This window comes from Actinokineospora fastidiosa (assembly GCF_014648415.1).
Lineage (GTDB): Bacteria > Actinomycetota > Actinomycetes > Mycobacteriales > Pseudonocardiaceae > Actinokineospora > Actinokineospora fastidiosa.
The window spans coordinates 100190-125521 of the sequence record NZ_BMRB01000010.1; the positions used below are offsets into that span (position 1 = coordinate 100190).

A 25332-nucleotide genomic window follows, 5' to 3' on the forward strand; every position below is an offset into this window, starting at 1 on the left:
CGCAGCAGAACCGGGGCCGTTCAGGTCACGGTTGGCTAACGCGCACCCGTTCAACCCTTGAGTTGACCAAGTATCTCGGCAACCCTGCTCACCCAACAGTAAGAAAACTGCTTTTCACTACTGCGGGGAGAGCGTGTGATCAAGGACCTGACCATCGCCGTCGTCGGGGTGGGCGCGCGGGCGCCCATCGCCGAGCACGCGGTGGCCGAGGGGGCGCGGCTGGTCGCCGCGGTCGACCCCGACGACCGGGCAGCGGAGCGCGCCGCGCGCTGGTTCGGGGACATCCCGGTGCACCGCGACGTCTCCGCCCTGCTGCGCGCGTGCCCTGACCTCGACGCCGCGATCGTCACCAGCCCCGACCACACCCATGCCGAGGTGAGCGAGCGGCTGCTCAGCGCGGGCGTGGCGGTATACCTGGAGAAGCCGCTGGCCACGACCATCGAGGACGCCGACCGCGTGCTCGCCGCCGCGCACGCGTCCGGCGCCCGGCTCTACGTCGGGCACAACATGCGGCACATGCACGTCGTGCGGCTGATGCGGGAGATCATCGCGCGCGGCGACATCGGCGAGGTCACGTCGATCTGGTGCAGGCACTTCGTCGGCCACGGCGGCGACTTCTACTTCAAGGACTGGCACGCCGAACGCGCCAAGACGACGTCGCTGCTGCTGCAGAAGGGCGCGCACGACATCGACGTGGTCCACTGGCTGGCGGGCGGCGTCACCCGCGAGGTCGTCGCCATGGGGGACCTGACGGTCTACGGCCGCGTCGACTCGCGCCGCGACAACAGCGACCGCACCATGCGCGACTGGTTCTCCCTGGACAACTGGCCGCCGCTGGCCCAGACCGACCTGAACCGGGACATCGACGTCGAGGACCTGTCGATGGTCCTCATGCGACTGGACAACGGCGTGCTGGCGAGCTACCAGCAGTGCCACTACACCCCGGACTACTGGCGCAACTACACCGTCATCGGCACCGAGGGCCGGATCGAGAACTTCGGGGACGGCGCGGGCGGCGAGGTCAGGGTCTGGACCAAGCGCACCGGCTACCTCCCCGGCGGCGACCGGTCCTACCCGATCACCGGCGACGACGGCGGGCACGGGGACGCCGACGCGCTGACGATGGCCGAGTTCCTGCGGTTCGTCCGGGACGGCGTGCCGACCGACACCGATCCCGTCTCCGCCCGCGAGGCCATCGCGGCCGGGTGCGCCGCGACCCGGTCCCTGCGCACCGGGTCGACGCCGCAGCGCGTCCCGCCGGTCGCCCCCGAGGTGGCCGCCTACTTCGCCGCCCACCAACCCGCACGCCCCCTGCTCGACCACTAGGAGCACCGATGAAAAAGCACCTCGCCGTGCTGTCCGCGCTCGTCGCCGCGTCCGTCGCCCTCGCGGGCTGCGGCGGCGGCCCCGGCGGGAACGCGGCAGCTGAGCAGCCCGCCGACCCCGCCGACCTCACGGCCGAGATCTCCTACGGGGTCTGGGGCGAGAACGTCGCCGAGGCGACCCAGCGGGTGGTCGCGGACTTCAACCGGACCTACCCCAACGTCAAGGTCAACGTCCAGGTCACGCCCTACAAGAGCTACTGGACCAAGCTGCAGACCCAGGCGGGCTCCGGGACCATGCCCGACGTGCTCTGGATGAACGGGCCGAACTTCCAGCTGTACGCCAGCAACGGCAAACTCGCCCCGATCACCGGCCTGGTCGACGCCGGGAAGATCGACCCGGCGAACTACCCGCAGGCGCTGGACACGCTCTACACCTACGAGGGCGTCCGCTACGGCGTCCCGAAGGACTTCGACACCATCGCGGTGTTCTACAACAAGAAGCTGTTCGCCGAGGCGGGCGTGGCCGAGCCCGCGGCGGACTGGACGGTCGAGCAGTTCACCCAGGCCGCCAAGGACATCCGCGCCAAGCTGAAGTCCAAGGACGTCTTCGGGGTGACCGCTACCCTCGTCGACGGCGGGCAGCAGACCTACTACAACACCATCGCCGCGGCGGACGGGCACGTCATCTCCCCGGACGGCAAGCGGTCCGGCTTCGACAGCCCCGAGGCCGCGCGCGGCCTGCAGGTGTGGGCCGACCTGATCGCCGCCGACGCGATGCCGAGCCTGGAGCAGGACGCCGACACCTCCGCGCTGAGCCGGTTCACCAGCGGCCGCGCCGCCATGTTCTGGTCCGGCTCCTGGGACACCAAGCTGATCGCCGACAGTCCCATCGCCGCGGACGTGGCCGTCGCCCCGCTGCCGCGCGACAAGCGGCAGGCCACGGTCATCCACGGGCTGGCGCACGCCATCAGCGCCGACACCGAGAACAAGGCAGCGGCGGAGGCGTTCCTGACCTACCTGGCAGGCAAGGAGGCCGCCGTGACCTTCAGCGAGCTCAGCGGCGTCATCTCGGCCCACAAGGGCACGCAGGACTCGTTCCTCACGGTGCTGCCCGACGCCAACCTGCGGGTGTTCCTCGACGGCGCGGAGAACTACGCCGTGCCGTACCCGGTCAGCAAGAACTCGGCGGCATGGGGCAAGTTCGAGCCCGAGCTGCTGCCGGACGCGTTCTCCGGGGCCAAGCCGGTGGCCGAGGCCGCCAGGGCCATGGCCGAGGCGATGAACCAGGCGCTGGAGAAGGAGTGACCGCGGGCACGACCGCGCCCGGGGCGGGACGCACGGCTCCCGCCCCGGGCGGCCCCGCCCGGCGGCGCGGGCCGGGCGCTGGCCAGGGCGCGTGGCCGCTGCTGTTCGTCGGGCCCCTGGTGTTCGGCGTCGCGGTGTTCTACCTGTGGCCGATCCTGCGCACCGCGTACTTCAGCTTCACCGAGTGGGGCGTGTTCGGCGGGTCCACCTGGGTGGGGTTCGACAACTACGCGCGGCTGGTGACCGACCCGGAGCTGGGCCGCGCCGCGCTCAACACCCTGGCCTACACCGCCATCGTCCTGCTCGGCGTGCCCATCGCGCTGGTGCTGGCCGCACTGCTCAACCGGCCGGGCCTGCGCGGCGCGACGCTGTACCGGACGCTGTTCTTCCTGCCGTACGTGGCGATGCCGGTCGCCGTCGCCCAGGTGTGGAAGATCATCTACAACGGCGACTACGGCATCCTCAACTGGGCGCTCGGCCTGGTCGGGATCGAGGGCGTCTACTGGGTGTCCACGCCCGGCTGGTCGCTGGTGGCCACCGCGGTGCTCGGGCTGTGGCTCTCCCTCGGGTTCAACATCATCATCCTCTCGGCCGCGCTGCGGAACGTGCCCCGCGAGCTGTACGAGGCGGCGTCGCTGGACGGCGCGTCGCCCGCCCGGCAGTTCCTCGCGATCACGGTGCCGATGGTCGGCCGGTCGGTGTTCTTCGTGACCGTCGTGACGGTGATCGGCGGCCTGCAGCTGTTCGACCTGCTCTACGCGCTGGTCGGCACGGCGAACCCGGTGATGCGGGAGACGAAGTCGCTGGTCTACCTGTTCTGGGAGGCCTCGTTCCCCAGCAACGAGAAGGGCTACGGCGCCGCGATCGCCATCGCCATCCTGGTGATGACCGCCTGCGTCACCGCCGTCCAGTTCCTCCTGCAGCGGAAGTGGGTGCACGATGTCTGACCGCACGCGGGCGTGGCCGACCCACCTGGTCCTCGCGGTCGGCGCGGCGACGATGCTGTTCCCGTTCGTGTGGCAGGTCGTCCTCAGCCTGTCCACGCAGAGCGAGGCGACGAGCGCGACGCCGACGCTGCCCGCCGCGCCCAGCCTCGCCGCCTACGCGCTGGTCTTCGAGCGGCTGCCGTTCCTGTCCCAGTTCTGGGTGTCGGTGCTGATCACGGTGCTGCGCACCGCCGCGCAGCTCGTCCTGTGCTCGATGGCGGGCTACGCCTTCGCCAGGATGCGGTTCCGCGGGCGCGGGGTCCTGCTCGCGCTGACGCTGTCGGTCCTGATGGTGCCCAGCCAGGTGTACCTGATCCCGCAGTACGAGATCGTCGAGTCGCTGGACTGGCTGAACACAGTGCAGGGCGTGGTGGCCCCCGGCCTGTTCAGCGCGTTCGGGACGTTCCTGATGCGCCAGTTCTTCGCGGCGCTGCCCCCCGAGTTGGAGGAGGCCGCCCGCCTCGACGGCTGCAACCCGTTCCAGGTGTTCTGGCGGGTGATGCTCCCGCTCACCCGGCCCGGACTCGTCGCGCTGGCGATCATCACGGTGCTGTGGTCGTGGAACGACCTGCTGTGGCCGCTCGTCGTCACCACCAACAGCACGGACATGCCCCTCGCGGTCGGCCTTGCGACCCTGCAGGGCGAGCGCAGCACGCAGATCCCCCTGGTCATGGCGGCCAGCCTGCTGGCGATGGCCCCCGTCCTGATCCTGTTCATCACCCTCCAGCGGCGGGTGATCGAGGGGATCGCGCACTCCGGACTGAAGTAGTCCCCGGCGTCCTCGGCCGTGACGGCGGCACGGTCGAGGACGCCGCCTTCCGGCTTGCGCACGGGCGTCACCGGCCGGATGGGCTGGAGAACCTTCTCGCGAGATCCCGGAGGTGTGCCACGGCGTCGTCCAGCTGCTCGCGGGTGATGTCCACGCCGGGCATCGGGGTGCGGCCCAGACGCTCGACCTGGTCGGCGAAGCGCAGGTGCTCGCGGTGGGCGTGGTCGCGGCAGGCGAGGCACGTGACGCTTTCCGGGCGGGGAGAGGTCATCGCGTAGGGCACCTGGAGCCCGCAGCCTGTGGTGACGACGGTGGGGGCGTCGGTGGCCCGGCCCAGGGTGGTCGAGATCAGGTTGCGCATGGCGGGGTGTGCGTGGAGGACCCGCCGGTCGACGTGGATGTGCGGATCACTCGTGGCCATCGCGCCTCCGTCCGCCCTCGGTGAAACCGAGGATATCCGGGCGCCAGCCCTACCGGGCTGGCGCCCGGCGTCCCGGATCAGAAGGCGGGCAGGACCTCGCCGTTCGGCCAGCGCTGCTGGATGAAGCCGCGGACCTCGGGGGAGCGCAGCAGGCGGTCGAGGGTGGTCAGGGCCGCGTTTCCCTCGTCCGACTTCCGGTAGGCCAGGAAGTTGGCGTACGGGTTGTCCTGGCCGGACTCGACGAGCAGGGAGTCGTTCGTGGCGCTGAGGTCCGCCTCAAGGGCGTAGTTGCCGTTGATGATCGCGGCGTCCACGTCCTCCAGCGTGCGGGCCAGGGAGGCGGGGTCGGCCTCCTGGAACCGCAGGCCCTTCGGGTTGTCCTGGACGTCGAGGACCGACGCTGCCGGGTCGGCGGGGTCCTTGAGGGTGATCAGGCCGTCCTTCACCAGCAGGTTGAGGGCCCTCGCCTGGTTCGACGGGTCGTTGGTGATCCCGATGACCGCGCCGTCGGGCAGGTCCTTCGTCGAGGTGTAGCGCGGCTTGCCGCCCTCGCGGCCCGAGTAGAGCGCGTACGGCTCGATGTGCACGCCGGGGAAGTGGCCGAACTCGTAGCCGCGCTCGGCGACCTGGGCGTCGAAGTACGGCTTGTGCTGGAAGTAGTTGGCGTGGAGCGTGCCGTCGGCGAGGTTCTCGTTCGGCAGCACGTAGTCCTCGTACTCGACGATCTCCAGCTCGATGCCCGCCTTGGGGGCCAGCTCCTCCTGCACGAACTTCAGGATCTCCGCGTGCGGGGTGATGCTCGCGCCGACCGAGAGCGTGGCGTCGCCCGCGGCGGGCTCCTCGGAACCGCACGCCGTCAGCGCCAGAGCGGCGGCGACGGACAGCGCGGTGGTGCTGATGGCCTTGCGCATGGGTTTCCTTCTCTGACGGGTGGTGGGTCTCACCGGTGGTCGACAGCGCGGGCGATGAGGTCGCCCGCGGTTTGCAGGAGTTGGACCAGCAGCACGATGACGATCACGCACACGATCATCACGTCCGACTGGAAGCGGTTGTAGCCGTAGCTGATGGCGAGGAAGCCGAGCCCGCCCGCGCCGATCGCGCCCGCCATCGCCGAGTACGACACCAGGGCGATCACCGTCACGGTGAAGCCGGACACCAGGCCGGGCAGCGACTCGCGGACCAGGACCCCGGTCAGGATCTGCGCCCTCGACGCCCCGGCGAGCTGCGCGGCCTCGACCTTGCCTGCGGGCACCTCGCGCACGGCGCTCTCGACGAGGCGGGCGAAGAACGGGATCGCGCCGACGGTCAGCGGCACGACCGCGGCCTGCCAGCCCAGCGCCGAGCCGGTCACCGAGCGGGTGAACGGGATCAGCGCGATCGCCAGGATGATGAACGGCAGCGACCGGCCGACGTTCACCACCAGCGACAGCAGCGCGTTGACCGAGCGCCGCGGCCGCAGCCCGCCCGGGCCGGTGGTGTGCAGCCACAGGCCCAGCGGCAGTCCGCCGACCGCGGCCAGCAGCGCCGACCAGCCCACCATCAGCAGCGTCTCCAGCGTCGCTTCCGGCAGCCGGTCGGTGATCGCGGGGTTGCTGAACAGGTCGGAGAGCCAGTCGCCCATCAGGCTGCCTCCTCGCCGGGCGCGACCGTGACGTGCAGGCCCGCCTGCCGCAGCGCGGCGAGTGCGGCGGCGCGGCGGTCGGGCGCCACGTCGAGGCGCAGCCTGCCGACCCGGACCCCGCCCAGCGTCTCGACGGTGCCCGCGGCGACGGCGACGCCGTCGATCCCGCCGATGGCGCGGAAGACCTCCCCGGTGTGCTCGACGGCGAACGCCGCCTCCACCGTGGTGCTGTCGGCGGTCACCGGCAGCGGGATCAGCTCGCGCGCCAACCGGGTCCCGTGCCTGCCGACGACCTCGCCGATCGGCCCGTGCTCGACGATCCGGCCCCGGTCGAGCAGCGAGACGGAGTCGCAGACCTCGCGCACCACGGACATCTCGTGGGTGATGATCAGCACGGTCACCCCGACGCGGTCGCGCACGTCGCGGATCAGCGCCAGGATCTGCCGGGTCGTCGCCGCGTCGAGGGCGGAGGTGGGCTCGTCGCACAGCAGCACCGACGGGTCGGCGGCCAGCGCGCGGGCGATGCCGACCCGCTGCTTCTGCCCGCCGGAGAGCTGGGCCGGGTAGGACCCGCCGCGCCCGGCGAGGCCGACGAGGTCGAGCAGCTCGGCCACCCGCTCGCGCCTGCGCGCCGCCGGGACCTTGGCGATCCGCAGCGGGTAGGCGATGTTCTCCGCCGCCGTGCGCGCGTCGAACAGGTTGACCTGCTGGAACACCATGCCGATGCGGCGGCGCACCCGGCGCAGGTCGCGCTCGCCCGCCGCGTCGACCGCCTCCCCGTCGACCAGCACGGTGCCGGACGTCGGCCGCTCCAGCGCCGTGACGCAGCGCACCAGGGTCGACTTCCCCGCCCCGGACTCGCCGACGATGCCGTGGATGGCGCCCCGCGGCACCCGCAGGTCGATCCCGTCCAGCGCGACGACGTCCCCGCCGCGCAGCGGGTACACCTTGCGCAGCCCGGTCAGCACGATCCCGTCGGTCATGACCGCCTCGGGCTGGGGGACTGGGCTGTGGACATGGAAGGACGACCTCCTGGAACGGGAAGGGACGACGGGCGCGCTCGATCGGGCGGGAAGCCCCCGGGGACGGACCTCGGTCAGCGGGCCGCGCAGGGGGGCCGCATGTGCCCTCCCGTCGTGACCGGCGCGCTGTCCATGCCGCGATGCTCGCACCCGCCCCCGCCGCTTCCGGAATCGCCGAGCCGCCGTTCCACTATGTGAACTTCCCTGCGACTCCAGGCCATGCGGACCCGACCAGCGGAGTGACTTCGGTCTCCCACGGCGCGCCAGAACCGGTGCGGCTGGCTCCGTCGAGCGGACGGGCCCGAATGAGCGCCCGGGAAAGTCATTCCTCCTACGAAAGTCCGAAGAATTCTCGAAAACCGCGCACGGCATTTCGTCCGCCACTCCGGCGGCTTACAATCCAGAATGTTTCGAGATGTTGACCGAATGTTTCGGTCGCGCTCAGTGTCGAATTCCGGCCGAATCCGTGCGAGGTGTAGTAGTGAGTACGAGTGCACAGCAATTCAGGAGCCGCAGGCTGGCGGTGGGACTGGCGGTCGCGGCCGTGGCCGCGCTGGGGACGATGACCGCGGTCGGCGGGGGCGCCGTCGCCGACGACGCGGCCGTCGAGGCGAGCGCCACCACGCTGGCCGGGGCGGCGAACATCTCCGGCCGCTACTTCGGGGTGGCCGTGGCGGCGGGCCGGTTGTCCGACTCGACGTACACCGGGATCATCGGCCGCGAGTTCGACTCGGTGACCGCCGAGAACGAGATGAAGCTCGACGCGACCGAGCCCAACCAGAACCAGTTCACCTTCACCAACGCCGACCGGATCGTGAACCTCGCCCTGCAGCAGGGCAAGAAGGTCCGGGGGCACACGCTGGCCTGGCACTCCCAGCAGCCGGGCTGGATGGCGCGCATGGAGGGCTCCGCCCTGCGGCAGGCGATGCTGAACCACGTCACGCGCGTGGCGACCTACTACCGCGGCAAGATCCACTCCTGGGACGTGGTCAACGAGGCCTTCGCCGACGGCTCCAGCGGCGCCCGCCGCGACTCCAACCTCCAGCGCACCGGCAACGACTGGATCGAGGCCGCCTTCCGCGCCGCCCGCGCCGCCGACCCCGGCGCCAAGCTCTGCTACAACGACTACAACACCGACAACTGGTCCCACGCCAAGACGCAGGCCGTCTACCGGATGGTCCAGGACTTCAAGGCCCGCGGCGTGCCCATCGACTGCGTCGGCTTCCAGGCGCACTTCAACAGCGGCAACCCCGTGCCGTCGAACTACCACACCACCCTGCAGAACTTCGCCAACCTCGGCGTGGACGTGCAGATCACCGAGTTGGACATCGAGGGGTCGGGCACGTCCCAGGCCGAGCAGTACCGCGGCGTCACCCAGGCCTGCCTGGCGGTCTCGCGCTGCACCGGCATCACCGTGTGGGGCGTGCGCGACACGGACTCGTGGCGCTCGTACGGCACCCCGCTGCTCTTCGACGGCTCCGGCAACAAGAAGGCCGCCTACCACGCCGTCCTGGAGACCCTGAACGCCGCGGACCCCGGCAACCCGCCCACCACCACGCCGCCCACCTCGAACCCGCCCACGACCACGACCCCGCCCGGCGGGGGCTGCACGGCCACCTACTCCGAAGGCCAGAAGTGGGGCGACCGGTTCAACGGGAACGTCACCGTGACCGGGACCGACAACTGGGTCGTGACCGTGACGGTGCGCTACCCGCAGCGGATCATCGCCACCTGGAACACGACCCCGAGCTGGGACTCCAGCGGCAACGTCATGACCGCCCGGCCCAACGGCAACGGCAACGCGTTCGGCTTCACCGTCATGCACGGCGGCAACTGGACCTGGCCGAGCCTGACCTGCCGGGCCGCCTGACCGGCGAACGACCCCCGGAGGGGAGGCGCGACGGCCTCCCCTCCGGGGCCTCACCCGAAACGTCAGCAGGGGGAGTTGGTCTGGGTCAGCAGGCCCATGCGGTAGGGCAGCTGCGAGTACTCGCCGCCCGCGCTCGGGTCCAGGCCCTGGTACAGGAACTGCAGGCGGCACGGGGTTATCGGCATCGTCTGGTCGTTGCCCGCCCTGAGCAACTCGCCGTGGCTGATGTCGCGGGTCCACTGCCCGGTGGGGAACGTCGTGGTGCTCGTGCGGGCGAACGGGTTCGACTCGCTCGCGGCGTGCGGGGTCCAGGGACCCTCGATGCGGGTGGAGACGAAGGACTTGTAGTAGCGGCCGGTGGAGCCGATGGCCTCCTGCAGCAGCAGGTACTGGCCGCTGTCGCCGACTTTGTAGACCGCGGTGCCCTCGAACAGGCCGTAGGGGTTCGAGTCCTGCAGCGCGATGACGGTGTTGCCGAAGCCGTTGGGGAAGTTCGCCAGCGAGGTCTGGGCGCGGTAGATGTGCCCGTTGTCATCGCTGGAGAACAGGTGGCAGTTCGCGGTGTCGCAGATGACCCAGAAGTCGAGCCAGTGGCCGTTGCCCTTGTTCCGGCGGACGATGTCCGGCTCGGCGCTCATGAAGTTGCGCGGCGCGGACCAGGACCGGGGGTTGCTGGGGTCGCTGCTGGTCGAGTAGCTCGGCAGACCGGTCTGGTAGACGAGGTACCACAGGTTCTGCGGCGCGAAGTAGAACACGTGCGGCGCGGCCCGGTACCCGGGGCCGACGCCGGACGCGGTGTCGAGGAACGTGTGCGGCGCGGCCGCGGCCTGCGCCCAGTCCGGGAACTGGAAGTGCGCGAGGTTCCAGCCGCCCTGCCTGCTGGCCGTGGTGGCGTACACCTGCCAGTTGCCGTTGTGCCGCACGACCGAGTAGTCCTTGATGGCGACGATGTCGTGCTGCGCGTCCGACTTCGGGCCTGCGAGCACGCCGCTGGACGACCAGCGGAACGACGAGGGCAGCTCGCCGCCGGGCTGGGGCGTCGTGGTGGTCGGCTGGCCGCCGCCGACCCGCACGAGCTGCCACTGCTGGTTGGCGCCGCCCCAGTCGTCGTACTGGACCACGTTGGCGCCGTCCGCGGTGGAGGCGCCCTGCACCTCGACGGCCTTGCCGGAGTGGCGGCTGATCAGCCGCACGTGGCCGCCCGCGGAGTCGGCCAGCCGGAACTGCTGGTTGGTCCCGTTGGTGTCGGCCCACTGCACGATCGCCCCGCCGTTGGCCGTCGACCAGTTGTGGACGTCGAGCACCTTGCCCGAGTGCCGCGACCGGAGCCGGTAGTAGCCGTTGCCGGAGTCGACGAACTGCCACTGCTGCCAGTTGCCGTCGTTGCGGGTCCACTGGGTGATGCGGGCGCCGTCATTGGTGGCGAGGTTGTAGACGTCGAGCGCCTTGCCGCTGTTGCGGTTCACCAGCACATACCACGCGCTGGTGTCCACCGACGCCGCCGATGACGGGGCAGCGCCCGCGATCATCAGGCCACCGACCAGGGTGGTGATGACCGCCGCGGCCAGCGCCGCGAGCTTGTGCCGTCTCCGCATCGGTGTCCTCGGGGTGGATGTCCTCGGGGTGGATGTCGTCGTGCGTGTCTTCGTGGTGGGTTTCTCCGTGCCGACCATGGGCACGCTCCTCTCGTTGCCGGGTTCCGGCATTCCACGACCGATTGTTAGCGTTAACAATCCGCGCCGCGCGCAGGCTGGGGCGGGAACTGCGGGATCTCCGGTCGCTTCTGAAACTTTCGGACGAATGGCCGGAACTTCGCGGATCAATTTATCCACCGAAGCCCGGCGGCGTCAACGACGGCGGCGCGCTGCGCCCGGGGGGAGCGGACGCGCGGTCGATAGACTCCCGCCATGACCGACGCCCCCGATTCCGCAGGTGAGGCCCAGGGTGTGCTCACCCTCGCGCAGATCGCGGAGCTGGCCGGGGTGTCGACGGCGACGGTGTCGAAGGTCGTGAACGGCCACCAGGAGGTCGCCTCCGACACCCGGGCGATGGTCGAGTCCGTGATCCAGCGGCACGGGTACCGCAGGCAGAAGCGGCAGGCGAAGGCGCAGCTGCTGGAGGTCGTCTTCCACGAGCTCGCCGGGCCCTACCCGGTCTCGGTGCTCAACGGCGTCGAGCGGGCAGCCCGGGCGCACGGGCTGTCCATCGTGCTGACCCAGCTGCAGGGCAGGCACGAGCCGGGCCGCAGCTGGACCGACACCGTGCTCACCCGGAGGCCGACCGGCGTGGTCATGGTGTACTCCGAGCTCACCTCGGCGCAGCAGGTGCAGCTGGCCAGCCGCGACATCCCGTTCGTGCTGGTCGACCCGACCGGCGAACCTGCCCACGGCGTGCCCTCGGTGGGCGCGGACAACTGGAGCGGCGGCCTGGCCGCGACCCGGCACCTGGTGAACCTCGGCCATCGCCGCGTCGCCATCATCACCGGCGGTCCGATGCTCTCCGCCCGCGCCCGCCTCGACGGCTACCGCGCGGCCCTGGAGGAGGCGGGCCTGCCCGTCGACCCGACGCTGATCCGCGAGGGCGAGTACCGGATCGTTGACGGCTACCGCCACACCACGGCGCTGATGCGCCTCCCCGAGCCGCCGACGGCGATCTTCGCCAGCAACGACGGTGAGGCGCTCGGCGTCTACCAGGCCGCCCACGCCCTCGGCCTGCGCATACCCGACGACCTCAGCGTGGTCGGGTTCGACGACCTGCCGCCCGCGGAGATCATGATCCCGGCGCTGACCACCGTCCGGCAGCCGCTGGGCGAGATGGCGGCGATCGCGACGGAACTGGTCGTGGAGCTGTCGAGGGGGCTGTCCGACCGCCAGCGTCGGGTCGTCCTGCCGACCGAACTGGTGGTGCGGGCGAGCACCGCGCCCCCGCGACGGCGGCTTACTCCGTGAACGGGCGAGGTCAGCCGAGGTCGCGGGCCAGTTCGGCGACGACGGCGCGGCAGTCGGCGAGCAGGCGCTTGCCGCGCTTGGTGGTGCGGTAGCGGCGCAGGCGCCTGCCCGCCTCGACGACGCTGGTGGACTTGAGCAGACCCGCTTCCTGCATGCGGTGCAGCAGGGGATAGAGCGTTCCGGGGGAGACCCGGTGTCCGCGCGCGGCCAGCTCCTCGGCGAGCCAGGCCCCGTGCACCGGGGTCTCGGCGGCGTGGTGGAGCACCCGGAGCCGCAGCGCGCCGGTGTGGAACTCGCGGAGGACGTCCATCACCCGATGATATCGGATGCCGATATCGAAGGCCGAGTCGAGTTAGAATCCCGGTAGGGCAAAGAATATCGGTTAACGATATCGGGTCACGATCTGATAGTCCTTGTGGCGCAACCGTTCGGGCGTGTGACGCCGCGCACCAAGGGGGCGTTCCGGCGCGACAGCGGCGATCAACACCGGGTAATGTCCTGCGGTTGTCGCTGTTCTCCAGGCCCGAGTGAAGCACACGCCACCGATGACCCTTCCCGTTCTCGCCCAGCGCGCCGTCTTCCGGTCCGGTCCGGAAAGCCCGCCGCGCACCCTGGTCGACATCCTCGCCGCCACCGCCGCGCGCCACCCGGACGCGCCCGCGCTCGACGACGGCACGAGCGTCCTCGACTACGCCGGACTGCTCGCGGAGGTGGACGGGCTGGCCGCGGTGCTGGCCGGTGCGGGCGTCGGCCGCGGCGACCGGGTCGGCGTCCGGGTCCCCTCCGGCACCGCCGACCTCTACGTGGCGATCCTCGCCGCCCTCAGCGCCGGGGCCGCGTACGTGCCGGTCGACTTCGACGACCCCGACGAGCGGGCCGAGACCGTGTTCACCGAGGCGGGCGTGTGCGCGGTCATCGGCGAGGGCCGGGCGCTCGCGCTGCGCGGACCGGCCGGGGGAGCGCCGGGCGGTCCCGCGCCGGACGACGACGCGTGGATCATCTTCACCTCCGGCTCGACCGGCAGGCCCAAGGGCGTCGCCGTCGGCCACCGCTCCGCCGCCGCGTTCGTCGATGCCGAGGCCGACCTGTTCCTGCCGGACGCCCCGATCGGGCCGGGCGACCGCGTGCTGGCCGGGCTGTCGGTGGCCTTCGACGCGTCCTGCGAGGAGATGTGGCTGGCCTGGCGGCGCGGCGCGTGCCTGGTGCCCGCGCCCCGGTCGCTGGTCCGCTCCGGCGTCGACCTCGGCCCGTGGCTGGTCGAGCGCGGCGTCACCGTCGTCTCGACCGTCCCCACGCTGGCCGCGCTGTGGCCGGTGGAGTCGCTGGACGCCGTGCGCCTGCTGATCCTCGGCGGGGAGGCGTGCTCCGCGGAGCTGGCCGCGCGCCTGGCCGCTCCCGGCCGCGAGGTGTGGAACACCTACGGCCCCACCGAGGCCACCGTCGTCGCCTGCGCCGCCCGGCTGACCGGCTCCGGCCCGGTCCGCATCGGCCTTCCGCTGGAGGGCTGGGAGCTGGCCGTCGTCGACGGCGACGGCGAGCCGGTGCCCATGGGCGGCTCGGGCGAGCTGGTCATCGGCGGCGCCGGGCTGGCCCGCTACCTCGACCCCGCCAAGGATGCCGAGAAGTTCGCCCCGCTGCCCGCCCTCGGCTGGCGGCGCGCCTACCGCAGCGGCGACCTCGTCCGCGGCGACGCCGAGGGCCTTGTCTTCCTCGGCCGCGCCGACGAGCAGGTCAAGCTGCACGGCAGGCGCGTCGAGCTGGGCGAGGTCGACGCGGCCCTCGCCGCGCTGCCCGGCGTCGCGGGCGCGGCCGCGGCGATCCGCGCCACCGCGGCGGGCGCGCAGCTGCTCGTCGGCTACGTCGTCGCCGAACCCGGCTTCGACCCCGACGCCGCGCGCGAGCGGCTGACCGCCGCCCTGCCCGCCGCGCTGGTGCCGCTGCTGGCCCAGGTCGACACCCTGCCCACCCGCACGTCCGGCAAGGTCGACCGCGACCGGCTGCCCTGGCCGCTGACCACCACCGAGGCCACCGAGGTCGCAGTGCCGCTGTCGGCGACCGAGGCCTGGCTCGCCGAGCGCTGGACCGAGGTCGTCGGGATCGGCCCGAGCGGCCCGGACGCCGACTTCTTCGCCGCGGGCGGCGGCAGCCTCGCCGCGGCCCAGCTCGTCTCCCGGATCCGGGCGACGCACCCCGGCATCGCCGTGGCCGACCTCTACCAGCACCCGACGCTGGGCGCCCTCGCCACGCTGGTCGAATCGGTCGCGGGGACCGACCGGCAGCGGCCCCGCGAAGTCGTCCCCACCCCGCGATCGGCGCGATTCGTCCAGACGCTGCTCACCATCCCCCTGCTGACCCTGGTCGGCGCCCGCTGGGCCGTCGTGCTCGCCGCGCTGAGCAACCTGCTGGGGACCGCTTGGGCGCCGACGACCCCGTGGTGGGTGATCGCGGTCGGCTGGGCGGTCTTCCTGTCCCCGCCGGGGCGGATCGGGCTTGCCGCGGGCGCGGCCCGCCTGCTGCTGCGCGGCGTTGCCCCGGGCGCCTATCCGCGCGGCGGCAGCGTCCACATGCGACTCTGGGCCGCGGAGCGGATCGCGGAGTTGGCGGGTGTCACCGGGATCGGCTGCGCGTCCTGGCTCACGCTCTACGCCCGCGCCCTTGGCGCGCGCGTCGGCGACGACGTCGACCTGCACTCCGCGCCGCCGGTCACCGGTCTGCTGCGGGTGGGCCGGGGAGCGGCCGTGGAACCCGAGGTCGACCTGTCCGGCCACTGGCTCGACGGCGACCTGCTGCACATCGGGACCGTCCGGATCGGCGCGGGCGCGGTCGTGGGCGCGCGCAGCACGCTGCTGCCCGGCGCCCGGATCGGCAAGCGCGCCGAGGTCGCGCCCGGGTCCGGCGTCACGGGGACCGTCCCGGCGGGCGAGCGGTGGGCGGGCTCGCCCGCGACCCGCGCCGGCCGGGCCGCCCGCCGCGGCCCGCGCCCGGTCCGCCGTCGCGGCTGGGTGCTCGGCTACGGCCTGACGTCGATCGGGCTCGGCCTGTTGCCCGCGGTCGCCGCCGTGCCCGCGCTGCTCGTGCTCGGTCACGCCGTCTCCGGGGCGCCGGGTCTCGGCGCGGCGCTCGGCTCGGCGCTGCTCGCCGCGCCGCTGGCGGCGATCGCGTTCCTGGCGGCGTACGCGCTGATCGTGCTGGTGTCGGTCCGGCTGCTCGCCATCGGCCTGCGGCCCGGCGACCACCCCGTGCACAGCCGCGTCGCCTGGCAGGCGTGGACCACCGAGCGGCTGATGGACCTGGCCCGCGACGCCCTGTTCCCGCTCTACGCCAGCCTCGCCACGCCCGCGTGGCTGCGCGCGTTGGGCATGCGGGTCGGCAAGCGGGTGGAGGCCTCGACCGTGCTGGCGCTGCCCAGCCTCACCACCGTCGGCGACGGCGCGTTCCTGGCCGACGACACCCTCGTCGGGTCGTACGAGCTGGGCGGGGGCAGGCTGCGGGTGGCCACCGCGCGCGTCGGCAAGCGGGCGTTCCTCGGCAACTCCGGCATGGCCGCCGCCGGGCGCAAGGTGCCCAACCGCGGCCTGGTCGGCGTGCTGTCGTCCACGCCGAAGAAGGCCAAGGCGGGCACGTCCTACCTGGGCATGCCGCCGATCCGGCTGCCGCGCACCGCCGAGGACGGCGACGAGAGCACCACCTTCGCCCCGCCGACCCGGCTCGTGGTGGCCAGGGCGCTGGTCGAGCTGTGCCGCCTGGTGCCCGTCGTGCTGTCGGTGGCGCTGGCCGTGCTGGTCGCGGCCGGGTACCTGGCCCTCGCGGAGGTGTGGGGCGGATGGGCGGCCGCGGCGACGGGCGTCCTGCTGGCCGGTGCGGGCGTCGTGGCCTGCGTGCTGTCGATCGCGGCGAAGTGGCTGCTGGTCGGGCGGTTCCGGGCGACCCGCAAGCCGCTGTGGAGCCCGTTCGTCTGGCGGGCCGAGCTGGCCGACACCTTTGTGGAGGTGCTCGGAGCGCGGTGGGCCGCGCCGGTCGCGCAGGGCACCCCGCTGCTGGCGCTGTGGCTGCGCGGGCTCGGCGCCCGCGTCGGCGCGGGCGCCTGGGTGGAGACGTACTGGCTGCCGGAGGCCGACCTGGTGCGGATCGGCGCGGGCGCGACCGTCAACCGGGGCTGCGTGGTGCAGACGCACCTGTTCCACGACCGGATCATGGCGCTGGGCCCGGTCACCGTCGGCGCGGGCGCCACCCTCGGCCCGCACGGGATCGCGCTGCCGGGGGCCTCGATCGGCGCGGCGGCCACCGTCGGCCCGGCGTCGCTGGTGATGCGCGGGGAGTCCGTGCCCCCGGGCACGCGGTGGCTGGGCAACCCGATCGCGGCGTGGTCGTCCTGTTGAATGGGGACATGGGAGACGGCTACCGGGTCGTCGAGTACGACCTGGCCATCGACTACCGGGTGGGCCCGGGCAGGCTGACCGGCCGCGCCCGCGTCGCCGCCGTCGCGACCGGGCCGCTGCGCCGTCTCACCCTCGACCTGGCCGCCGCGCTGCGGGTCGCCAAGGTGACGGTCGACGGCAAGCAGGCCCGTTACGCCCACCACGGCGGCAAGCTGACGGTCACCCCGGCCCGGCCGGTGCCGGAGGGCGCCGCGTTCGCCGTCGAGATCCGCTACGCGGGCAACCCAGCGCCGATCCGGAGCCACTGGGGCGACATCGGCTGGGACCACCTGGACGACGGCGTCCTGGTGGCGTCCCAGCCGTTCGGGGCGCCGTCGTGGTTCCCGTGCAAGGACCATCCGTCGGACAAGGCGGCGTACCGCATCGCCGTCACGACCGCCTCCGCCTACCAGGTGCTGGTCACCGGCACCCTGGTGGCGACCCGCACCTCAGCGAGCACGACGACCTGGGTGTACGAGCTGCCCCAGCCGACGCCGACGTATCTGGTGAGCGTCCAGATCGGACGGTACGAGCTGCACCGCTCGCCGGGCGATCTCCTCCTGGCCGCTCCCGCGCGCCTGACCGTCCCCGCGCGCCACGACTTCGCCCGCCAGCCGCGGATGATGACGCTGTTCACCGAGCTGTTCGGCCCTTATCCGTTCCCGCAGTACACGGTCGTGGTCACCGACGCCGACTTGGACGTTCCCGTGGAGGCCCAGTCCCTGTCCGTGTTCGGTGCGAACCATGTGGACGGTCACCGAGGCTGCGAACGCCTGGTAGCCCACGAATTGGCGCACCAGTGGTTCGGCAACAGCCTCACCATCGCCGACTGGCGGCACATCTGGCTGAACGAGGGCTTCGCCACCTACGCGGAATGGCTCTGGTCGTCGGCATCCGGCGGCCAGCCGCCGCGCTGGCACGCCGCCCGCGCCCACCAGACCCTCGCCACCCTGCCGCAGGACCTGCCTCTGGCCGACCCCGGAACCCCGAACCTCTTCGACGAGCGCGTCTACCTGCGCGGAGCGCTCACCCTGCACGCCCTCCACACCCACCTGGGCACCCCCGCCTACACCGCCCTCGTCACCGACTGGGTCGCCGCGCACCGCCACGGCCACGTCACCACGGACGCGTTTCTCACCCACTGCGCGGGCTACGGCGACGTCGGACCGCTGCTGCGGCAGTGGGTGCTCTCGCCCGCCCTCCCGCCGTGTCCGTGACGTGGCGGGCTAGCTCCTGACCAGGTGATCGGCGCGGGCCGCGCGCCCGGCGGCGCGGCCGGACCCGCGGATGATCCGCTCGGCCACGGCGAGGTTGAGCAGCCAGGCCAGCGTCATCAGGAGGGTGTTGGCCAGCACCGTGGGCGGGCCCGCCACGATCATCCAGCCGCCGATGATCACCGCCTGCGAGCCCGCGCCCATGGCCACCGCGTAGGCGCGGATCATCCAGGCGCGGTGCGCGGCGAAGTCGCGTCTGCGGACCGCCGTGAGGCCGAGGACGATCGCGACGGCCATGAACGAGCCGAAGATGACGCGGATGACGGTGAGGACATCGCCTACGGCGGGTCCGTACGGGTAGAACAAGGTCATCCACAGTCCGGACAGCGCCGCGACGAGTCCACTGGGGACGAGGACCCGGCCCGCGCGCCGGTGCCACGCCGACCGGCGGCCGCGCAGTCCGGGGACGAACTGGAAGGCGCCCACGACGCAGTACAGGGTCACGCCCGCGATGTGCAGCAGGACCGGCACGGGCGAGGCGAAGAACCGGGCGTTGGCCTCGGTGATCTCCGCGCCGGACGCCAGCTCGGCCGTCCGGACCATGCCCGCCACGACGGGGACGGCGCTGAGCAGGACCAGCGCGGCGGGCACGCGCCACTGTCGCCGGGCGAGGGGTTGCGTTGTCATAGCTTCGATCCTGCCGATCCGGCCGGGGCTGATCATCGGGAATCCGGCCGGGCGGCGGGTCCGCCGATGGTGCTGCGGGGATGTCGTACTTTCGGCGTCAGCGGGGCTTTCGGCGTCAGCGGGGCCGGACGCGATCGGTCGCGTAGGCCCACATGGCGATCTCGACGCGGTTGCGGGCGCCCAGTTTGGTCATCAGGCTGGCCACGTGGGACTTGACGGTGCTGAGCGTGATGTGGAAGCCGTCGGCGATCTCGTTGTTGGTCCGCCCGCTCGCCACGGCGACGATGATCTGCTCCTCGCGCTCGGTGAGCGGGTCGACCGGCTGCGCCGGGGGAGCGGCGGGGCCGTTCCGGGCGAAGGTCGCCAGCAGCCGCGCGGTGATGCTCGGCGCGATGAGCGCGTCCCCTGCGGCGGCCGCGCGCACGGCGCGGCTGAGCATGTCGGCCCCCGCGTTCTTCAGCAGGAACCCGCGGGCGCCCGCGCGCAGCGCGGCGTAGACGTACTCGTCGAGGTCGAAGGTGGTGATGACGACCACGGCGAGCGGGTCGTCGACGGTCGGCCCGGCGAGCAGGCGGGTGGCCTCGATCCCGTCGACGTCGGGCATCCGGATGTCGAACAGGCACACGTCCGGCCGCAGGCGGCGGGCCAGCGCCACCGCCTGCCGCCCGTCCTCGGCCGCGCCGACGACCGTGATGTCGGGCTGGGCGTCGAGGATCATGGCCAGTCCGGTGCGGACGATCTCCTGGTCGTCGGCGACCAGCACGCGGATGCTCACGCGCGCGCCCGGGCCCTGGGGAGCACGGCCGTGACCGTCCACCCGCCGTCCGGGTCCGGGCCCGCCGCGCAGGTGCCGCCGAGCAGGTTCGCGCGTTCGCGCATCCCGATGAGGCCGTAGCCGGGGGCGCCGGACAGGTGCCCGGCTTCGCCGTCGTCGCTCACCAGCACGCGCACCTCGGCGTGATCGGCCACCACGCGCACGTCGACCCGGGTGGCGTGCCGGGCGTGCCGCCGGGCGTTGGTGATCGCCTCCTGCGCCAGGCGGTACACGGCGGCGGCGACCGGCGACGGCAGGTCGTCGACGTCGCCGCGCAACTCCACGGCGACGACCGGTCCACTGTGGGACACGAGCCGCCTGAGGTCGGCGACGCGGGGGTTGGGCGCGAGGTCGTCGGGCTGCTCGGCGCGCAGGATCCGCACGATGCCCCGCATCTCGTCGAGGGCGCGGGCCGCCTCGGCGTCGATCAGGCGCAGCGCGTCGACGGCGGCGGTCGGATCGGTCGCCGCGGTGGCCATCCCGGCCTGGGCCCGGATCGCCATCGCCGTCACGTGGTGGGCGACGGTGTCGTGCAGATCGCGGGCCAGCCGCTCCCGCTCGACCAGCCGCACCTGGTCCACCGCCCGCGCCCGCGCCGACGCCCGGTAGCGCACCGCCGCGCCGAGGGCCATCGCGAACAACAGCACGGTGACCCCGCCCAGCGCCTCGACCGGCCGCAGATGCCCGACCGCCGCCGAGAGCCCCACCTTGCCCAGCATGATCGCCGCGCCGAGGACGGCATGCCGCCCGGACCCCCACCGGAACAACGCGAACGGCAGCAACAGCACGAAGACCGCGATGTCCTGGTCGGGGAACTCGCGTCCCAGGGCCACCGACACCACCGTGAACACCCCGAACACGATGCCCACCATCAGCAGTGGTCGGGACCGTCGCCACAGCAGCGTGAACACCAGCCCGGCGACCACCACCGCGGAGAGTCCCCGGTGGTGAAGGCCGGACTTGGTCATCGCCTCGACCACGGCGAGCGGCGCCAGCACGGCCACCAGCGCCCAGTCCCACCACACCCGGGGTGCCGACAGGACAGGCGGCGGCTCCCGCCACACCGAGCGAAGCAGTTCGCGCACCGGGCCATGGTACGAGCCCGCGGACCAGCCCGGATCAGCCGAAAGTGCGAGCAGCGATCCCGGCCCAGGCGACTCGGCGGCGGTATCACCGAGCGGTCACGCGGAGCGCGTTCGGTGGGAGTCCGACTCGGGCGGCGAGCGGAGGCGCTGCTGCCGGAAGTCGGCTCGGCCCGAGCGGTGGGAGGAGGGCGGGTGTCGTGGTCAGCCGCAGGCGGTCCAGCGGCGCTCGTAGTCGGCGCAGACCTGGGGCGTCGCCTGGTTGTAGCCGCCGCGCGCGGTGCCGGTGCTGGTGGTGGTGCGGCCCGCGGCCGTCACGGTGAGCGTGCAGGTCACCTCGCCGCCGCCGTGGAGCTGGGCTCGGATCGAGTAGTACCGCGCTGTCCGGCTGACGCTGCTCTCCTGCGCGGTGAACGGCAGGCCGGTGGCCTGCAGACCGCTGGTCGACGATCCGTAGGAGATCGCGATGCCGTGGGGCGCCGACCCGGTGCACCGGTAGGTGACGCCGTCGGACGCCGTGGTCGTGGTGCCGGTGGGCCCTCCGGACGTGCTGGTGGGCGACTCGGCGGTGCTGGGGGGCTGCTCGGAGGTGCTGGTCGGCGCTCGGGTGGTGGGGGCGGGCACGGCGGTGGGGTCGGGCTTGTCGTGCTGCACCAGCGCCGCGGTGATCGTGGCCGTGGCCCCGATGAGCGCGGCGATGATCGTCCCGATCAGGGCGATCCTGGCGCCCGTGAGCGTCGCCCTGGCGGCGCTGACCTCCCGCGACCGGTCGTCGGGCTGGTTCATCGATTCTCCGCGTGGGCCGTTGATCACAGACGACGCGCTGTTCAGTGTGCAGCAAACCGCGAGGAGCCACCACCGACCCGACAAGTCCGCCTGCCGTGCGGTGGAAGGGCGCTGCCCTCGGTGGGAGCTAGGCTGCGGCCATGGCCGCACCATGGGTCGCCGACATCTGGTTCGACCCGTCCTGCCCGTACACCTGGATCACCTCCCGGTGGTTGGTGGAGGTCACCAGGGTTCGGCCGGTCGAGGTCCGCTGGCACGTGATGAGCCTGTCCGTGCTCAACGAGCACCGTGATGACGATCCGGAGGGCGATCCGGACGGCTACCTGTGGGTCCCGGTCCGGGTCTGCGCGGCGGTGGCCGAACTCCACGGCCAGGAAGCGCTCGCCCGGTTCTACGCCGCGCTGTGGTCGGGCGCCCGGGCTTCCGACGACTGGCTCGGCGACCTCGAGACCGCCCTGGCCGCGGCCGGGCTGCCGAGGGAACTGGCCTCCGCCGGGACGACGACCGAGTACGACGCCGCCGTCCGGGCCTCCCACGCCGAGGGCGTGCGGCTGGTCAGCGCCGACACGGGCACGCCGGTGATCGCCGTCTCCGGTCCCGGTGTGGAGCGCGTGGCGGTGTTCGGCCCGGTCATCTCCGAGATCCCCCGCGGGGAGGACGCGGGCAGGCTGTGGGACGGCCTGCTGCTCATGACCTCGGTGCCGGGCTTCCACTCCGTCAAGGGCGCACCCCTCGCCGAACCGCGACACACCCCCTGACGCCGGTCCGCTCATCCCGGGACTCGGGTTCGTTCCCGCCCTGGCGGGGTACTGGCCCCTAGTGCGGCTGGCGCTGATCAGCCCGGCTTTCGGCGGAGAGGAGCCGCGTGGTGGACCCGGGCGCGATCGCCTACGCGGGGATCGGCGTCGCGACCCTGTTGGCCGCGATGCTGCCGCGGGTCCTGGGCCGGGCCCCGGTCTCGATGCCGATGGTGTTCCTGGCCGCGGGCGCGCTCGCGTTCACGGTGTTCGAGCCCTTGCCCGACCCCGACCCGATCCGGCACGGCACGGTCGTCGTCCACCTCACCGAGCTGTGCGTGATCATCTCCCTGATGGGCGCGGGGCTCGCGCTCAACCGGCCGCTGGGCCTGCGGCGCTGGTCGTCGACGTGGCGTCTGCTGGGCATCACGATGCCGCTGACGATGCTGGCCGTCGGGCTGCTGGGCTGGGGCGTGCTCGGCTGGGGCGTGGCGGCGTCGGTGCTGCTCGCCGCGGTGCTGGCCCCCACCGACCCGGTGCTGGCCAGCGAGGTCCAGGTGGCCGAGCCGGTGGAGGACGCCGACGACCCCGGCTCGGTGGAGGACGAGGCGCGGTTCGCGCTGACCTCCGAGGCCGGGCTCAACGACGGGCTGGCGTTCCCCTTCACCTACGCCGCGGTGGCCATCAGCGTCGTCGGGGCGGCCCCGAGCGCCTGGGCGCCGCACTGGCTCGCGGTGGACGTGCTGTGGCGGCTCGCCTGCGGCCTCCTCGTCGGGCTGCTCATCGGGTGGGGGCTGCGCAAGCTGTTCTTCTCCGTGCCGTCGGAGAAGGTTCGACTGGCCGAGCACGCCGAGGGCTTCGTCGCGCTGGCCGCCACCTTCCTGGCGTACGGGCTCACCGAGCTGGCCGAGGGGTACGGCTTCGTCGCGGTCTTCGTGTGCGCGTGCACGATCAGGGCGGGGGAGCGCTCGCACGGCTACCAGCGCGTCCTGCACCGGTTCGTCGAGCAGGTCGAGCGCATGCTCACGGTGCTGCTGATCTTCCTGCTCGGCGGCGCGGCCGTCACCGGCCTGCTGGTGGGGACCGGGTGGCGGGAGGTCCTGGTCGCGCTGGCCGTCCTGCTCGTGGTGCGCCCGCTGGCGGGCGTGGTCGGCCTGGCCAGGGGCCGGACCGGCCCCCGGGAGCGCCTGGTCATCGCCTTCTTCGGGGTGCGGGGCATCGGCTCGCTGTTCTACGTCGCCTACGCCCTGGAGAACGGGCACTTCGGCGAGCAGGACACGATCTGGCGGGTGGTCGCCCTGGTGGTGATCGGCTCGATCGTCCTCCACGGCATCACCGCGAGCCCGTCCATGATGGTGCTGGACCGGCTGCGGGTGCGCGTCTCCCGCAACCGGCACGGCGACGAGGGCCAAGCGCCATCGACCCCTGTCTGACTACGCCCCTGTCTGACTACGCCTCCCGGTCGACGAGCGCGATCTGCCGGTCGTGCACCCGGCCGAGGGCCAGCTGGGCCGCCAGCGCCCCGACCAGCGCGCAGGTCATGTCCCACTGGGCGTCGAACTCGTCGCCCTGGGTGCCGAGGTAGTCCTGGCCCGCCTGCCCGGTGAACGCCGCGGCCAGGGCCTCGACCAGCTCGAAGCCCCCGCTGACGCCGAGGCAGACGAGGGTGGTGACGCCCAGCAGCCACCACCCGGCGCGCAGCGGGGTGAGCCGGACCAGCAGCTCCCGCACCCCGATCGCGGCCACGGCGCCCTGGGCGACGTGGCCGATCCGGTCGTAGTGGTTGCGCTCGAAGCCGAACCAGTCCCGCATCCACTCGCCCAGCGGCACCTCGGCGTAGGTGTAGTGGGCGCCCAGCGCGATCAGCAGCGCGGCGATCGCCAGCGCCCGGTAGGCCAGCGGCGTGAGGCGGAACCGGGGGAAGGTCGGCACGAGGACCAGCAGGGCCAGCCCGATGGGGGCGACCTCCAGCACCCAGGTGCCGTACTCCCGGGCGCCGACGGCCGACGCCGCCACCGCGGCGAGGACGACGGCCAGCAGGACCCGCGGCTCGTGGCGGAGCGTGCTCGGTTTCGTGTCGGGCATATCCGGACATACCCCCGATGGGGGTCAAGACCACGCTTTCGGCGCCGCGCATTTCTACCCGCGCGCGGCCAGGGCGACCTGGCGCACCGCGTCGGCGATGCGCTCGCCGCCCCGCCCGTCCCCGAACGGGGACGGCAGCTCCGCCAGACGGGCGCGCCGCTCGCCGTCGGCGAGCCAGTCCAGCGCGATCGCGGTGATGTCGTCGCCCGGTCCGACGAGCCTGCCGAAGTCCCGCAGCACCTCGGGGCGCTCCGTCGACCGGCGGACGACCAGGATCGGCCGCTTCACCACGGTCGCCTCCTCCTGCACGGCCCCGGAGTCGGAGACCAGCAGCCCGCAGTGCCGCGCCAGGGCGAGGAACTCCGAGTGCCAGAGCCGGTTCACCACGCGCACGTTCATCCCGGAGGCCAGCACCCCGGCGCGGATCGCCGCGGCCCTGGTGCGCGGGTGCGCGGCCAGCACCACCGGGTACCCGGCCTCGGCGACCCCGGAGAGCTGGTTCGTGATCGCGAACAGCGCCTCGTCGTCGGTGTTCTCCGGTCGGTCGAGGGTGGCCAGCACGTACCCGTCGGGCTCCAGGCCCCACTTCCGCACGACCGCGCGCCGCTGCGCCTCCGGCATGAGCCGGTGGCGCACGGACTCCACCGTCGTGGTTCCGGTCAGCCTGATGTCCCGGTCGCCCAGCCCGTCGGCCTCCAGGTTGGCGACGGTGACCGGGGTCGGCGCGCACAGCACCTCCGCTGCCCGGTCGACGAGCACCCGGTTGTGCTCCTCGGGCTGACCGAGGTCCCGGCTGCGCAACCCGGCCTCCACGTGCACCACCGGGACGCCGTGCGAGCGGGCCGCCAGCGCGCCCGCCAGCGCGGTGTCGGTCGCGCCCCGCACGACCACGACGTCCGGGCGGTCGGCGGCGAACACCTGGTCGAGCCGGTCCATCGCGGCGGCGAGCCTGCAGCTCCTGGACACCGCCTCCGCGCCGACGGCCGCCAGCGGGCCTGCCAGCCCCTCATCGCCGAGGAACGCGGGGTCCGTCCGCCTGACGCGCACGACCCCGGCCAGGTCGCCGAGTTCGCGCATGACCGGGGCGAGGGCGAGGATCTCCGGCCGGGGCCCGAGGACCATCGCCGCGCCGCCGCGGCGCGGTGCTGCGGGACGGGCCGGCGGGCGTCGGCGGGTGGGTCGTGCGGGTCGAGCGGCCTGCTGGATCATGGTCATGGTCATGGTCATGGTCGTCTCCCTGAG

At 72.9% G+C, this 25332-nt stretch carries 22 protein-coding genes; 10 read left to right on the top strand and 12 right to left on the bottom strand.

The window, feature by feature from the left end; genetic code table 11:
• Positions 1 to 135 precede the first annotated feature (135 nt).
• The 4 genes from IEY98_RS30655 to IEY98_RS30670 are packed head-to-tail and all read left to right on the top strand — an operon-like array spanning position 136 to position 4385.
• On the top strand, positions 136 to 1326 hold the full coding sequence (locus IEY98_RS30655; RefSeq protein ID WP_189214180.1) for a Gfo/Idh/MocA family protein: 1191 nt from the start codon (positions 136 to 138) through the stop codon (positions 1324 to 1326).
• A gap of 8 nt (positions 1327 to 1334) precedes the next feature.
• Entirely contained in the window at positions 1335 to 2630 is a 1296-nt protein-coding gene (locus IEY98_RS30660) for an ABC transporter substrate-binding protein (RefSeq protein ID WP_189214181.1), read from the top strand.
• Complete coding sequence (locus IEY98_RS30665) at positions 2627 to 3577, top strand: carbohydrate ABC transporter permease (RefSeq protein ID WP_229787762.1); 951 nt, start codon at positions 2627 to 2629, stop codon at positions 3575 to 3577. Before IEY98_RS30660 ends, IEY98_RS30665 begins: the two co-directional genes overlap by 4 nt.
• Positions 3570 to 4385 carry a carbohydrate ABC transporter permease gene (locus IEY98_RS30670; RefSeq protein ID WP_189214183.1) on the top strand — a complete coding sequence of 272 codons (816 nt, stop codon included), beginning with the start codon at positions 3570 to 3572 and terminating at the stop codon, positions 4383 to 4385. The genes IEY98_RS30665 and IEY98_RS30670 overlap by 8 nt, the downstream gene beginning before the upstream one ends.
• A 67-nt stretch (positions 4386 to 4452) precedes the next feature.
• Here IEY98_RS30670 and IEY98_RS30675 read toward each other — a convergent pair whose 3' ends face one another.
• The 4 genes from IEY98_RS30675 to IEY98_RS30690 all read right to left on the bottom strand — a co-directional run bounded on the left by IEY98_RS30675 (position 4453) and on the right by IEY98_RS30690 (position 7410).
• Entirely contained in the window at positions 4453 to 4806 is a 354-nt protein-coding gene (locus tag IEY98_RS30675; protein ID WP_189214184.1) for a hypothetical protein, read from the bottom strand.
• Positions 4807 to 4883: 77 nt separating this feature from the next.
• Complete coding sequence (locus IEY98_RS30680; RefSeq protein ID WP_189214185.1) at positions 4884 to 5717, bottom strand: MetQ/NlpA family ABC transporter substrate-binding protein; 834 nt, start codon at positions 5715 to 5717, stop codon at positions 4884 to 4886.
• 29 nt (positions 5718 to 5746) lie between these two features.
• Positions 5747 to 6427, bottom strand: coding sequence for a methionine ABC transporter permease (locus IEY98_RS30685; protein WP_189214186.1), 681 nt, complete (start codon positions 6425 to 6427; stop codon positions 5747 to 5749).
• Positions 6427 to 7410 carry a methionine ABC transporter ATP-binding protein gene (locus IEY98_RS30690; protein WP_189214187.1) on the bottom strand — a complete coding sequence of 328 codons (984 nt, stop codon included), beginning with the start codon at positions 7408 to 7410 and terminating at the stop codon, positions 6427 to 6429. The genes IEY98_RS30685 and IEY98_RS30690 overlap by 1 nt, the downstream gene beginning before the upstream one ends.
• Positions 7411 to 7930: 520 nt before the next feature.
• Here IEY98_RS30690 and IEY98_RS30695 point away from each other — a divergent pair.
• Positions 7931 to 9319: a glycoside hydrolase family 10 protein gene (locus IEY98_RS30695; protein ID WP_229787764.1), complete on the top strand. Its 1389-nt coding sequence runs from the start codon at positions 7931 to 7933 to the stop codon at positions 9317 to 9319.
• A 62-nt stretch (positions 9320 to 9381) separates the two neighbouring features.
• Here IEY98_RS30695 and IEY98_RS30700 read toward each other — a convergent pair whose 3' ends face one another.
• A complete protein-coding gene (locus IEY98_RS30700; protein ID WP_229787766.1) occupies positions 9382 to 10914 on the bottom strand; it encodes a non-reducing end alpha-L-arabinofuranosidase family hydrolase in 1533 nt (510 codons plus the stop codon).
• Positions 10915 to 11226: 312 nt separating this feature from the next.
• Between IEY98_RS30700 and IEY98_RS30705 the strand changes: the two genes are divergently transcribed.
• Complete coding sequence (locus IEY98_RS30705) at positions 11227 to 12267, top strand: LacI family DNA-binding transcriptional regulator (RefSeq protein WP_189214189.1); 1041 nt, start codon at positions 11227 to 11229, stop codon at positions 12265 to 12267.
• A gap of 10 nt (positions 12268 to 12277) precedes the next feature.
• Here IEY98_RS30705 and IEY98_RS30710 read toward each other — a convergent pair whose 3' ends face one another.
• Positions 12278 to 12577: a PadR family transcriptional regulator gene (locus IEY98_RS30710; protein WP_189214190.1), complete on the bottom strand. Its 300-nt coding sequence runs from the start codon at positions 12575 to 12577 to the stop codon at positions 12278 to 12280.
• A 235-nt stretch (positions 12578 to 12812) separates the two neighbouring features.
• Here IEY98_RS30710 and IEY98_RS30715 point away from each other — a divergent pair, with 235 nt between their 5' ends.
• Positions 12813 to 16646: a Pls/PosA family non-ribosomal peptide synthetase gene (locus tag IEY98_RS30715; protein WP_189214191.1), complete on the top strand. Its 3834-nt coding sequence runs from the start codon at positions 12813 to 12815 to the stop codon at positions 16644 to 16646.
• An 8-nt stretch (positions 16647 to 16654) separates the two neighbouring features.
• Positions 16655 to 17902, top strand: a complete 1248-nt coding sequence (locus tag IEY98_RS30720) for a M1 family metallopeptidase (RefSeq protein ID WP_189214192.1) — start codon at positions 16655 to 16657, stop codon at positions 17900 to 17902.
• A 9-nt stretch (positions 17903 to 17911) separates the two neighbouring features.
• On the opposite strand, the gene IEY98_RS30725 is transcribed toward IEY98_RS30720, so the two are convergent.
• The 4 genes from IEY98_RS30725 to IEY98_RS30740 form a co-directional block, all read right to left on the bottom strand.
• Positions 17912 to 18586 carry a DUF2306 domain-containing protein gene (locus tag IEY98_RS30725; RefSeq protein WP_189214193.1) on the bottom strand — a complete coding sequence of 225 codons (675 nt, stop codon included), beginning with the start codon at positions 18584 to 18586 and terminating at the stop codon, positions 17912 to 17914.
• 115 nt (positions 18587 to 18701) lie between these two features.
• Positions 18702 to 19361 carry a response regulator transcription factor gene (locus IEY98_RS30730; protein ID WP_189214194.1) on the bottom strand — a complete coding sequence of 220 codons (660 nt, stop codon included), beginning with the start codon at positions 19359 to 19361 and terminating at the stop codon, positions 18702 to 18704.
• Positions 19358 to 20485, bottom strand: coding sequence for a sensor histidine kinase (locus tag IEY98_RS30735; protein WP_189214195.1), 1128 nt, complete (start codon positions 20483 to 20485; stop codon positions 19358 to 19360). Before IEY98_RS30735 ends, IEY98_RS30730 begins: the two co-directional genes overlap by 4 nt.
• A 201-nt stretch (positions 20486 to 20686) precedes the next feature.
• Positions 20687 to 21268 (bottom strand): hypothetical protein, encoded by a 582-nt coding sequence (locus IEY98_RS30740; protein WP_189214196.1) that lies wholly within the window; start codon positions 21266 to 21268, stop codon positions 20687 to 20689.
• Positions 21269 to 21408: 140 nt separating this feature from the next.
• On the opposite strand from IEY98_RS30740, the gene IEY98_RS30745 reads away from it, so the two are divergent.
• A complete protein-coding gene (locus tag IEY98_RS30745) occupies positions 21409 to 22026 on the top strand; it encodes a DsbA family protein (RefSeq protein ID WP_189214197.1) in 618 nt (205 codons plus the stop codon).
• Between the two features lie 110 nt (positions 22027 to 22136).
• The gene (locus IEY98_RS30750; protein WP_229787768.1) at positions 22137 to 23438 is read left to right on the top strand and encodes a cation:proton antiporter; all 1302 of its coding nucleotides are present in this window, start codon (positions 22137 to 22139) and stop codon (positions 23436 to 23438) included.
• A gap of 16 nt (positions 23439 to 23454) precedes the next feature.
• Here IEY98_RS30750 and IEY98_RS30755 read toward each other — a convergent pair whose 3' ends face one another.
• Both IEY98_RS30755 and IEY98_RS30760 read right to left on the bottom strand, forming a co-directional pair.
• On the bottom strand, positions 23455 to 24090 hold the full coding sequence (locus IEY98_RS30755) for a DUF2238 domain-containing protein (protein WP_189214198.1): 636 nt from the start codon (positions 24088 to 24090) through the stop codon (positions 23455 to 23457).
• Positions 24091 to 24144: 54 nt separating this feature from the next.
• Positions 24145 to 25317 carry a UDP-N-acetyl glucosamine 2-epimerase gene (locus IEY98_RS30760; RefSeq protein ID WP_229787770.1) on the bottom strand — a complete coding sequence of 391 codons (1173 nt, stop codon included), beginning with the start codon at positions 25315 to 25317 and terminating at the stop codon, positions 24145 to 24147.
• Between the last annotated feature and the right edge of the window lie 15 nt (positions 25318 to 25332).